The 12,348-nt window shown below is 45.7% G+C and carries 11 protein-coding genes; 5 read left to right on the forward strand and 6 right to left on the reverse strand.

The window, feature by feature from the left end; translation table 11 throughout:
- Nucleotides 1-32: 32 nt before the first annotated feature.
- From L3C95_RS19060 to L3C95_RS19075, 4 genes are all read right to left on the reverse strand, one after another.
- Nucleotides 33-386 (reverse strand): Bor family protein, encoded by a 354-nt coding sequence (locus L3C95_RS19060; protein WP_236390038.1) that lies wholly within the window; start codon nucleotides 384-386, stop codon nucleotides 33-35.
- A gap of 91 nt (nucleotides 387-477) precedes the next feature.
- On the reverse strand, nucleotides 478-726 hold the full coding sequence (locus tag L3C95_RS19065; RefSeq protein WP_236390041.1) for a hypothetical protein: 249 nt from the start codon (nucleotides 724-726) through the stop codon (nucleotides 478-480).
- 241 nt (nucleotides 727-967) lie between these two features.
- Nucleotides 968-1,669 (reverse strand): LytR/AlgR family response regulator transcription factor, encoded by a 702-nt coding sequence (locus L3C95_RS19070; protein WP_236390047.1) that lies wholly within the window; start codon nucleotides 1,667-1,669, stop codon nucleotides 968-970.
- Nucleotides 1,666-2,709 (reverse strand): sensor histidine kinase, encoded by a 1,044-nt coding sequence (locus L3C95_RS19075; RefSeq protein WP_236390050.1) that lies wholly within the window; start codon nucleotides 2,707-2,709, stop codon nucleotides 1,666-1,668. The genes L3C95_RS19070 and L3C95_RS19075 overlap by 4 nt, the downstream gene beginning before the upstream one ends.
- 105 nt (nucleotides 2,710-2,814) lie before the next feature.
- Between L3C95_RS19075 and L3C95_RS19080 the strand changes: the two genes are divergently transcribed.
- Together L3C95_RS19080 and L3C95_RS19085 are read left to right on the forward strand one after the other, a co-directional pair.
- Nucleotides 2,815-3,654 carry a DUF922 domain-containing Zn-dependent protease gene (locus L3C95_RS19080; RefSeq protein WP_236390054.1) on the forward strand — a complete coding sequence of 280 codons (840 nt, stop codon included), beginning with the start codon at nucleotides 2,815-2,817 and terminating at the stop codon, nucleotides 3,652-3,654.
- Nucleotides 3,655-3,741: 87 nt separating this feature from the next.
- Nucleotides 3,742-6,555 carry an outer membrane beta-barrel family protein gene (locus L3C95_RS19085; protein WP_236390056.1) on the forward strand — a complete coding sequence of 938 codons (2,814 nt, stop codon included), beginning with the start codon at nucleotides 3,742-3,744 and terminating at the stop codon, nucleotides 6,553-6,555.
- Between the two features lie 120 nt (nucleotides 6,556-6,675).
- Here L3C95_RS19085 and L3C95_RS19090 read toward each other — a convergent pair whose 3' ends face one another.
- Together L3C95_RS19090 and L3C95_RS19095 are read right to left on the reverse strand one after the other, a co-directional pair.
- A complete protein-coding gene (locus tag L3C95_RS19090; protein ID WP_236390058.1) occupies nucleotides 6,676-7,716 on the reverse strand; it encodes an alpha/beta fold hydrolase in 1,041 nt (346 codons plus the stop codon).
- Between the two features lie 347 nt (nucleotides 7,717-8,063).
- Nucleotides 8,064-8,858 carry a GLPGLI family protein gene (locus L3C95_RS19095; RefSeq protein WP_236390060.1) on the reverse strand — a complete coding sequence of 265 codons (795 nt, stop codon included), beginning with the start codon at nucleotides 8,856-8,858 and terminating at the stop codon, nucleotides 8,064-8,066.
- Between the two features lie 167 nt (nucleotides 8,859-9,025).
- On the opposite strand from L3C95_RS19095, the gene L3C95_RS19100 reads away from it, so the two are divergent.
- The 3 genes from L3C95_RS19100 to L3C95_RS19110 all read left to right on the forward strand — a co-directional run bounded on the left by L3C95_RS19100 (nucleotide 9,026) and on the right by L3C95_RS19110 (nucleotide 12,280).
- On the forward strand, nucleotides 9,026-10,510 hold the full coding sequence (locus tag L3C95_RS19100; protein WP_236390062.1) for a sensor histidine kinase: 1,485 nt from the start codon (nucleotides 9,026-9,028) through the stop codon (nucleotides 10,508-10,510).
- A 1-nt stretch (nucleotide 10,511) separates the two neighbouring features.
- Nucleotides 10,512-11,198, forward strand: a complete 687-nt coding sequence (locus L3C95_RS35130) for a response regulator transcription factor (RefSeq protein WP_236390064.1) — start codon at nucleotides 10,512-10,514, stop codon at nucleotides 11,196-11,198.
- A gap of 125 nt (nucleotides 11,199-11,323) precedes the next feature.
- Nucleotides 11,324-12,280, forward strand: coding sequence for a hypothetical protein (locus tag L3C95_RS19110; protein WP_236390066.1), 957 nt, complete (start codon nucleotides 11,324-11,326; stop codon nucleotides 12,278-12,280).
- Nucleotides 12,281-12,348 lie beyond the last annotated feature (68 nt).

Genomic DNA, 12,348 nt, shown 5'->3' on the forward strand with positions numbered 1-12,348 from the left:
GATCAATGTTGGGGTAAATGAAATCGGACAAATTACAAAGGGTCTGACTGCGGCTGGCATGGTGTTGCACACTTCCATTCCAGCGACAGCGGGCAGTAAATGCCAAGCGTGCACACCGTTAGAAGCGCATTGCCAAAGTTATTCTTCACACGCACCTCCGCCATACCGTTTACGCCCAGCGAATCGCATACAGGCGTATGAATGATCTGCGGCTTGTTGAGCAGTCCCCAGAACAGGCTGTAAGTCCTCACCTTGTTCAGGGGTGTAACACCGGTGGCAGGAAGCGCATGGGTAGCAACGCGATAGGAATAACAGCTACTTGCGCATAAGACCATGAGGGCCAATATAACGGCCATGGTAACATTGTGGGATTTGGGGTAACGCATAGCAATATTTTCTACTAAAATAGGAAATAAAAAGGGTGAAAAGCACTAACAGCTGCCTTTCACCCTTTTAAAAACAGATTATTTTTTGCCTTTATCTCCCAAATCTTTCTATCTGCTCACGATGCTCACGGTCCCTGAAACATCCCCTTCCATCCCTGAAAGCAGAACGCATAAAGACCATATTCGCTGCTATGAACAATACGATCACCAGTATTGCAGCCACCTTACTCAAACTTGTCAGTACCGGTTTCTTTGAAAATCCTCCGAAAATATACCCGATGACGAACACCATACAGGCAACGAACAGTATCCGTATGATGATAATAAATGCGAGTCCCATATGTTTACAGTTTTATTTGTAATGATTGAATAGTTTCATATGCGCGGCCCTTCCCCGGCGAGGCGCAATGCCCGTAGTGGCATGCTGGTGACGCCAGCATGGATAACGTTGTTTTCTTCATGTGTTTTCTTTTAGATGAACGATGCATTTACAATACAAAACTAACTACTGATATAGCAGGACGTTTTATAGCGTAGACAACATGGGAAAGTGTTACGACAAGACGGAAAAATGAGTGGGCTTAGTCTTTGGATAAATTCAGCATCCGGGTTACATTCTCTTTATAGAACTCACTGACAGGGATCTCCTTGTCGCCGATCACAACAAGGTCTCGTTTAACAGCTGTGATCTTTTTCGCGGCTACAAGGAAAGATTTATGTGTGCGAATAAACGCCGGAGGAGGTAATTTCTCTTCCATTGCTTTCATGGTCATACGGGTAAGCACAGGCTTTGAGGAAGATGACAGGTAAATCTTAATATAGTCTTTCAGGCCTTCGATATACGCAATATCCGCCACCACAATTTTCACCTGCACATACTCTACATACACAAAGAAATCTTTGGGCGCTTCAGATGCTTTATGTTGTAAGCGGAACAGCTCATATGCATGATTGCAGGCCTTGAGGAAACGTTCAAAACTAAATGGCTTCAAGAGGTAATCTACCACGCGCAGTTCAAACCCTTCTAATGCGTATTGCTCATAGGCCGTTACCAGGATGACCATCGGCGCTTGCGTCAGCGATCTTAAAAACTGCAGCCCGGTCAGCTTAGGCATCTGTATGTCCAGGAAGATGAGGTCTATCTGTTCCTGCTGCATCACTTCCATTGCTTCCATGGCATTTTTGCATGTCTTTACCAGGTGCAAAAAAGGCACCTGCCGGATGTTGTCTTCCAGCAATTCCCGCACCAGCAGTTCATCGTCTATGGCAATACAACGCATCATGTAAGCACTAAAGTTAAGGTAATATGAAATACGCCCTTTTCTTTCCTGATCAGCAAGGTATACTTACCCTTATACAGCATGTCCAGCCGTGTTCTTACATTAGACAAGCCGATACCGGAATTTTCATCGTGTACGGTAAGATTCCCCTCATCAAAGCGGTTCTTTACATCAAAGGTAAGCTGTCCACCCTTTACCAACAGGTGGATATCTATCTGTGGATCTGACAGGTAATTTACCCCATGCTTAAATGCATTTTCCACAAAAGGTATCAGCAGCATGGGCTCTATTGTGTAGGATTCCGTTTCTTCTTCCGTATCGATTACAGTATTGACTGCCACCTCATTGCCGAAACGCAGTTGCTGCAATGCAATATAACTATTCAGATAAGCTATTTCTTTGCTGACGGACACCTTCTTCCCCTGTGTATCGTACAGCATGTACCGCATCAGATCTGACAGCATAATAAGGGACGATTCCAGGCGGTCCGATTTCTTCCGCGCCAGTGATACAAGGTTGGTCAGGACGTTAAACAGGAAATGTGGGCTGATCTGTGAACGGAGAAACTTCAGCTCTGTAGACAGCTGTTCTGTCCGTCTTTTCTCCTGCTCCTTCTCAAGCCGGATCTTGTCTGCTACCCTGCGGTAAATGATGCTGATGAAAAATATCCCGACTGACGGACCAAATATGAATTTGTACGACGCCATATCTTTCAATACATCAGGGAACCAGAAAGCCAGTATATAATACTTCAGCTGGAATGAAACGAACAACAGCAAGATGGCTACGGGGATGTACAGCCACCAGTATTTCCGGTTCCTCAGCCGGGGGTAGAAGAAGAAAGCATTACTATAGAAAATGCCCATATGTATAAACCCTGATATGGTGAAGAACAAACCGGGAATAGGACCTATCTTATAGTCGTTGGCTGCTGTAGAAACCAGATATGGCAATAGCAGTAACAACGCCCAGATAAGGGCATGAATACTACCTTCAGTAAGTACATATTTATTACGTTGTATCCGCATTGCTAATAGTAACAAAAATAGCCATTTTAAGCCCTGTTTACGAGGAAGGTGTAGACAAAACAGGAATATGTGTAGATTACCTGCTATCCCGTATATTCGTATAATAATCATCCATTAGCAATGAAGCACCTGCTTTATATAGTCATCGCCGTTTGTATCTGCTCCTGCTCACCGAAACTTGCCCCCGGCACAGGGGACAACGATATTTCACCGCTTCCGGACACTGCCTTTGTATTGGTACTTAGCCAGAACGACCGCTTCAATAGTAACGGTAATGGCAGAATAGCTACTATCAGCTCTTCAGAGAACAATAAATATCCTGCCTGCACCTATGAGGAGATCATAACGAAGTTTAAACAGATGGCCAGGGCGCAGGGCGCCAACCTGGTAAGAATAAGCAGCTACAGGAAGCCGGCTTATAAAGGAGATTGTGATAAGATCACCGCAAAACTTTACAAGGTCGACAATGTAAAAGCCTATGAGCAGAAATTTGAATGGAGCGCTGAACGCAAACTGACCTGGGATGATTTCAAAGGCAATCCTGCATTCAACAAAGAGCCCGATGTCGCTGCCAGAACATCCTGCCGCTTCGGTATACGGATCGATACCATGTATGCATCAGGTATCCGGGTTGTGGTAACCAATGAGTTTATCTGCCGCCAGAGCAGCGTAAGGCCCGAACGAAAGACTGCAGCCCTGCTGGCACATGAACAATTACACTTTGACCTGAGTGAAGTATATGCGCGGCTACTGCGCAAACAGCTGGCCAATACACAACTAACCGCCACCAATATCAATAAGGTGTCAACAGACGCCTTCCTGGAAACATACCGGATATATAAAGAAAGACAGTGGGCATACGACCAGGAGACCCACCACGGACTAAACGCGGCAACCCAGGAGCGCTGGGAAGAAACCATAAGAAAGGAACTGGCCGCCCTGGCCGGATACGAAAATTAACCTTGTTTAACATTAAAGCAAGGCATATTAACCTGCTTTTGCAGATGGTGGATCTACCTTCATGTTATTCACGAAGTAACGACCATCATGAGAAAATACTACTCACTACTCCTTGCCTGCTGCTTTACACTTGGCGCCTACGCACAGCGAACCGGCACTGTGAAAGGCACTGTATCTGACACCAGCTCCGGACAGCCTGTAACATCCGCAACCATTACGCTCTTCCGAAAAGCAGATTCATCGCTGATCAGTTTTACCATGACTGATAACAAAGGCGCTTTTCAGTTGTCCGGCATTCCGAATGGAGATTACCGCCTGCTTATCACGCACGTCAAATATCATAATGCCAGCCGGCCTGTTAATATCAACGCCGGCAGCCATGACATCAACCTGCAGAACATCGTGCTGCAGGACCTAAGCCGAACACTCAATGAGGTAGAAGTCAGTGCGGAAGCACCACCGGTCACGCTCGTAGGCGATACCATTCAATATAACGCCGGCTCATTTAAAACACCGCCCAATGCGAGTGTGGAGCAATTGCTGAAAAAGCTGCCCGGTATCCAGGTAGATAAAGATGGTACAGTAAAAGCCCAGGGACAAAAGGTCAACCGCGTACTGGTAGACGGCAAGGAGTTCTTCGGCACCGACCCTAAACTGGCTACCAAAAACCTGCCCGCTGATGCCATCGAAAAGGTGCAGGTATTTGACCGCCTGAGTGACGCTGCCCAGTTAACAGGCTTCGACGACGGCAACAATGAAAAGACCATTAATCTGAAACTCAAACAGGATAAAAGAAAAGGGCTGTTCGGCAAAGTGACTGCCGGCGGAGGTACAGACGACCGGTATGAAGGACGCTTCAACGTTAATTCCTTCAAAGGCGCCAGGCAGCTATCCGGTATTGGTATGGGCAATAACTCCAATGCCGAAGGTTTTTCCTTCATGGACCTGATGAACTTTTCCGGTGAACTGAACCGCATGCGGCAGAGTGGCAACGGCAATGCCAGCTTCTCCATCAATGCCGATAACCCTATTAGTGCATTAACAGGGATGGGCGACAATAACGGCATCAAAACTATATGGGGAGGTGGGATCAATTACAATAACATCATCGGCAATAAAACCGATCTCAGCTCCAGTTACTTTTATAACCGTTATAATCCCTACAAGGAAAGTACTGTAGAACGCCAGTATTTTCTGCCCGACTCCTCCTATTTCTACAACCAGCAATCGACCAGCGATAACCTCAATAACAGCCACCGTCTGAACGTGGCAGCCGATATCGCCATCGACTCCTTTCATTCACTCAAAATATCGTCTTCTGCCGGCTACCAGGAAACCCGTACAAAAAGCCACAGCAGCTACGAAACATTGTGGGAAGATAAACAGCTGGCAAACCAGGGTTTTAGCGATAACTATACCACCGGACATGGTACCAATTTCCGTAACGATATATTATTCCGGAAAAGATTTCCGCTTAAAGGCAGGACCTTTTCACTGGGACTGCAAACAAGCCTGAATAACAGCGAAAATAAAGGCCGCTTGCTTTCTGTCAATCAGTTCTACAACCATGGCACTCCCCAGCCATATCAGGACTCCATTAGCCAGGTCAACAACACACAGGGCGATCTCAAAGCTTATACGCTCCGCGCCGTCTATACCGAACCACTGTTCAGGCACTCGCTGCTGGAATTAAGCCTCAGTCGCAGCAATACCAGTAGCAGTTCCGATAAAACCACGTATGACTATAACGGCCGGACCGGCAAGTTTGACCACCTGAACGAAGACCTGACCAACAATTTCGAAAACACCTACGGTTACACTAACGCTGGCCTGCGCCTGCGTACCAAACAAAAGCACTTCAGCCTGGCCGCCGGACTTAACTGGCAGTATGCTACCCTCGAAGGAAATATCATTGCAGGTACGAAAGATTCTGTCATCCGCAAGAACTTCTCCAACCTGTTGCCATCGCTCCGGTTTAAATATGATTTCAGCCGTTACCGCAATCTTAGTATCAATTATGCAGCGAGCACCAACCAACCAGGTGTATCGCAGTTACAGCCCGTTCCCGACATTTCCGATCCGCTTAACATCAAAGAAGGTAATCCATCCCTGAAACAGGAATATACACATGCGGTACAGCTGAGTTATATATACGTTGATCCCTTCAGGAACAAGAACCTGTTTGCCTTTTTCAATCTGCAGGAGACGCAGAACAAGATCGTAGACGCGCATACTGTGGATTCATCCGGCGTCAATCATACCACGCCGGTGAACGTAAACGGGGTATATAATATGACCGGCTCCATTAACTGGGGCTTACCGGTAAGGGCATTAAAAGGCACGATCAATTTCGGTAGCAATATGGGATACAGCAAAACAAAACAGTTCACCAATACGGTCGCAAATACTATCCGCACCTTTACCTTCGGACCATCCATGCGTATGGACCTGGCGCCTACCGACAAATTAGACCTCTCATTCAATGCAGGACTCAATTACTACCATACAGGCTATTCCCTGCAATCGGCTCTTAATACCACCTATTTCTCACAGCAATATGAAGGAGAGGTGAACTGGCAATTACCAGCCAGCTTCCAGCTAAATACCAGCTTTACATACACTATTAACAACCGTCGTGCAGAAGGCTTTAACACCAGCATTCCATTGTGGAGCGCCTCCTTTAGCCGTCAGTTCCTGCGTTTTAACAGGGGAGAATTAAAACTGAGTGTCAATGACATCCTGAACAGGAACATCGGCATCAGCCGCAGCAGCAACCAAAACTATATTGAAGACAGCCGCACAAAGAACCTCCGGCGCTTCTTCCTGCTCAGTTTTACCTACAGTCTCAGTAAGCGTCCCGCCCGGGAAGAACATGGCGGTTTCAATGTCATACGACGCTAACACAATACTTAATAACACAAAAAGGGCTGACCCGAAAGGTCAGCCCCGGCCATATTGGAAGTCCGCCCACTTCCGGCCAATCCACTCTTTAATCCCTATTATCCTGTTTATCTGTAAGTATTATTTAGCGAAGTTGTTCACTTCAATGATCGCATCTGCGAATGCCTGAGGTGCTTCCTGAGGAAGATTGTGACCTATACCTCCTGTGATGGTATGATGTGCATATTTGCCTTTAAATTTAGCCGCATACATAGCTGGATCAGGATGAGGTGCGCCGTTTGCATCACCTTCCAGGGTCACACTTGGTACGGTAATAGCAGGACCGGTAGCCAGTTTCTTTTCCAGTTCATCGTATTTTGATTCGCCTTTGGACAGACCCAGTCTCCAGCGGTAGTTATCAATTACGATCTGTACATGGTCAGGATTATCAAAAGCAACTGCTGACTGGTTATAAGTAGCGTCAGTGAAGTGCCATGTTGGAGATGCCAGTTGCCAGATCAGCTTATTAAAATCGCGGGTATTAGCGGCGTATCCTGCCTGGCCACGTTCTGTTGCAAAGTAGTACTGGTACCACCACAATAGTTCAGCTTTAGGCGGCAGCGGCGTCTTATTGGCTTGCTGACTACCGATCAGATAACCACTCACTGACACCAGGCCTTTTACACGCTCAGGCCACAGCGCCGCCATGATATCGGCAGTACGTGCCCCCCAGTCAAATCCGCCTACTACTGCTTTCTTAATTTTCAATGCGTCCATAAAAGCGATGATGTCCACTGCTACTACTGATTGTTGTCCGTTGCGGGGTGTTTCAGCAGAAAGGAAACGGGTGGTACCGTAGCCGCGCAGATAAGGTATCAATACCCTGAAACCTTTTGCTGCCAGGATATCTGACACTTCCTTGTAGCTGGCAATGTCATAAGGCCAGCCATGGAGGAGAATAACAGGCTCACCGTCTGCAGGTCCGGCTTCTGCGTAGCCCACATCAAGTACACCTGCCTTAATTTGTTTGAGATGATCAAAGGCTGCAACTGTAGCAGTAGTACTGCTCTCACTGGCGGAGGGCTGCGCATTTGCGGTATTGAAACTGCCCAGTCCTAATGTTGCTAAGATAAAAGCTGCTGCTCCTAAAAAACGACGGCTAAAAGTTGTTCTGTTGTTCATAGTATTTTTAATTATTGTTGTCAGGTAATATTTCGTTCGGCTCATTTGCTCACCCTGCACAACAAAAGTAGATCGGCGCAGGTTCAACGCAAATCACGGATACCGTAAACCGGACATAATCATCCCCGAATTAGACAATACCAGGACCGAAATTGGACGGGGAACAACATATCGGGGTTAAGAAAACAGGGTTGGGGCCCGGGTAGCACAATAATGCCCAGGACAAGGTTTAAAGACAGAGCCCGCATCAAATTGTGATACGGGCTCTTGTTATGGGGTCAACTGACGTAATCAGGCAATCTTTACACACTTATGAGGACGTTTGTATATTTTGTGCCTATGCTGATCTACTGGACCATGCGTATCATTCTCCCTCTCCCGCCATTATTACGTTGCATCTCTGCGAATATCTTATCCCGTTCCCGGTCAAATTCCTCCGCAGTCACTTTTTTACCTTTGGATGGCGGTTTGATGGTGGCCAACTCTACCTCCCCGGATACCTCCACAGCTTTATAGACGGTACGGCCATTACCAATATCGAGACCTAATACAAGTCCCGGCAATTGGGCCTGGTATTCAGGACCAGCCGGCACGGGAATAGCCAGCGTGAACCAGGCAACGATCTCCGAGGTATCTGCCACCTCCTTCGTTTTCATTTCGCCATTCTCCATGCTGGTCACAGAGCGTTTACCAATGGTACGGGCCACCGCCTGCTGACAGGGATAATTGAGGATAGTGCTGGTCTGTCCCGTCAGCTTCCACTCCAGTTTTCGCACACTGTCTGTTATAATGTAATTCTTTGCCCCAAACTCCGTTTGCTCCACCATCTGACCGTTGGCAAGGTTTACATAGGTCAGATCGTCCACACCGGCTACCATGGTACGAACCCTTAATCCTCCTCCCCTTTCTTCCTCCTCCTCCGGCCTGTCCTCGTCTACGGCACGACGCAGGCACTGATCATTACCGAATAATACTTCCAGTTTGCTGGTATGTGTGCGCGGAAGCGGCATTGCCCCTGGTTCCATGGCAACGTCCAGCATCATCTGTACAGTACGCGTATACAATACTTTGCCCTGCTTTTGCTGACCGTTGACTGTAATAACCGCCAGGCCCAGGGAAATCGTAAAAATTATCTTTTTCATCCTGTGTACATTTAAGGAGATAAAGCTATCCAGATCTTCCCGCAACACAGGTTAACATGACTTGATTTAATGTTAATTTAGGTTAATGTTCTGCTGCCGGGCCCATAGGAAACAATACATTTGCAGCATAACAATTAATAACGACACTGCCCAACAGCGATATATTCATGCGATATAAACTTTCCATACCAGTCACCATTTCCCTGATCGCACTCACGATACTCGTGATCACGGCGTTCCAGGTATACTGGCTGAAGAAGAACTATCAGGAAGAGGAAAAGTTATTCTCCACCCATACCAATATACTTTTCCGGGAAACCCTCTTCCACCTGCAGGCATCGAAGCTGAAGCTTGATTCCGGTCTTCGCATCACCGTAGACGACCGGCAGGGTGTAACGCGCGTTACCAACGTGTTACAGGAACGGTTCAGGGATTCTTTTGGCCTTGCACAGCCGGCAAAGCGGGCAGTATTTATGACCGTAAAAGGCAATCCGGCTTTTCGCGATTCCTTCAACGTGGCATTTAGAGACACGAACAACGTACACCGCATCAGGGTCGTTGACTTCCTGGCCGGCGTGGATTCACTCCGCGACTCTATTACGGTAAAAGAAGTATCCAGCCTTTACGGCGACGCACTGCGGAGAGAAAAAATAAACCTGCCCTTTAGCATCCACACCATTCCTGTCGATACACCACGGGATGAAATACTGCCCTTCCCGAACGATTTCGATGGCAATGTGGTAACCATTGGTTTCACCAAACCAGTCAGCTACCAGGTGCTCTTTGGCAATACCACCTGGTATCTGCTGCAACGTATCAGCCAGCCTATTCTTATTTCGGTGCTGCTGCTGGGTATTACAATACTTTCATTCCTCCTGCTCTACAGGAACCTGAAACAGCAAAGAAAGCTGGCACAACTGAAAAACGACTTTATCAGTAATATCACACACGAACTGAAAACGCCTATCGCCACTGTGAGTGTCGCTATCGAGGCGCTGCGGAGTTTTGACGTACTGGAAGACAGGGAAACCACCAATGAATATCTTGAAATATCTGCCAACGAAATGCAGCGACTCAGCCTGCTGGTCGATAAAGTACTGAAACTATCTATGTTCGAAAACCGGGAGATCACTTTAAATAAAGAACAGTTTGATCTGAGAACATTGGCTGCCAGTGTAATGGAATCTATGCGGCTACAGTTTGAAAAACACCGCGCGCATACCAGTCTCAAAACGAGCGGACATAATTTCATTATTACGGCAGACAAGCTGCACATCACAAGCGTGTTATACAACCTGCTTGACAATGCACTCAAATACAGCGTCAAGGATCCGGAAATACTTGTACATATACTCGACCATGGACAATACCTGGAGATACGTGTAACAGACAACGGAATCGGCATTGCAAAAGAGTACAAAGGAAAAATATTTGAGAAGTTCTTCCGTATCCCCAATGGCAACCGGCACAACATCAAAGGTTACGGACTTGGTTTAAGTTATGTATCGCATATAGTACAAAGGCATATGGGCTTTATAGAAGTGGAAAGTGAACTGCATAAAGGCAGTACCTTCTCAGTAAAACTTCCCTTTGTGGAAGCGCCAGTCATTTATTACGATAACAACCGCCAGGTAAGGTCTAAAATATTCTAAGGTGAAAACAAGGATTCTATACGTTGAAGATGAGCCATCCCTGGGCAAGATTGTAAAAGAAAGCCTGCAGCGAAGAGGATTTGAAGTTGTCATGGAAACTGACGGCGCCAATGTATTGGCCCTGTTCAAACAGATCAACCCGACCGTTTGCGTGCTCGATATTATGCTGCCCAACAAAGACGGCTTCGAAGTAGCGGAAGAGATCAGGGCTATTGATCCCAATGTTCCTATCTTATTCCTGACAGCTAAAACACAGACGGAAGATCTTGTAAAAGGCTTTACACTAGGCGGTAATGACTACATCCGTAAGCCTTTCAGTATGGAAGAACTGATCGTCCGTATTGACAATGTATTGCGTAAACCCACCGGTACAATTGCGCCCTCCTCCACTGATCATATCAGCATTGGAAAGTTCCGCTTCTATGCCAACCGGCAGGTATTGTTCAATGGCCGCGAAGAAAAGAAACTGTCATATAAGGAATCTGAGCTGCTGAAATTGTTGTATGAAAAACGTAATGGCATTATTGACCGGAAGGATATACTCGATCTCCTCTGGGGACATGATTCATTCTTTAACAGCAGGAATCTGGATGTGTATATTACCCGGCTGCGGGTGCATCTGAAAGAGGATGAGAATTTACAGATATTGACAATCAAAGGGATCGGATATAGGTTTGTGCTGGCGTAAAAACAGATTATACTTTCTTTTTCAATTGTCATCCCAAATATGTTTATTTTACACCTTCTATTATCAGGCTGTAGCAAACAGTCTTTACTACTCAAAGTAAATATGTAATTGATATCCTTTTAACTATGAAGATATTTCTATCCCTATCAGCCCTTGTACTGACAATGAACGCCTGCAACATGAATGATGTCGGCAAAAGAAATCTCAACATTCCTGATAAAATTGAGATGACCAAAACATCTCTGCATCGGCAAATACCAGGAACAAGATTATTTATGGTTGTTCCTTCTGGCTACAAAATTTCAAAATCGCGAAGTTTAGTAAAAGATAATGGCACAGAGATCCTAATATTGGATAGTCCAGGAAGGGCTTTTGGAGAAGGTGAAGATAAAGTCTCTACGTCTCGGCTACAAAACAGTAAAGAAATAACATTTTATGAAAAGGATTTCATCATTGGATCTTACGAAGCTAATATCAGGTATGGAAAAATAAAAAAGGAGAAAAGGGAAAAAATAGTTTTTAAATTTGGTGACGCTGAATTTACCGGAGCAGCAATATGTACACTACCTGATAACAACAGAGAGGCAAGGGAAGAAATTATCGCCGCTCTCCTGACAATATTTTTCGACAAATCGATTAATATAGACTATGCGGCATTAAATAATTATTCATTAGATACCTCTAAATCGGTATTTAAATTTAATAAAAACTCATCCTTGATTTTCTATTATACTGCTGATGGAAAGGGAGATATCGATAATAATTATGTCGCGATTGTTAGAGGCCCTGCGTTACCAAATCTAGACTATATGCGAGGTGCGTCGAAAGAACTTGTAAGGCGAATGAAAGACGAAAACGGCGTAACCATTGATCACATTGAAGAAAATGTAGTGAATATTAAAGGCCAACCAGCATACGAATCTATAATGAGAGGAATCGCTAATGGTACTCCTGATAGCATGTACCTTCTTCTAATGGGAAACGAAACGTCGTCCATTTTTTTTATGGGTATGATTGATGAAAACAAGGCATTGCTCTTCAATGAATGCAAAGCACTGGCACAAACAATACAATTGAAATGATTATCATCCTATGAAGCAGAAAAACGTCGTCTGCGGACGGGCTTTTCTGCTTCATTAATTAAATTTCG

The organism is Chitinophaga filiformis, assembly GCF_021646545.1.
Lineage (GTDB): Bacteria > Bacteroidota > Bacteroidia > Chitinophagales > Chitinophagaceae > Chitinophaga > Chitinophaga filiformis_A.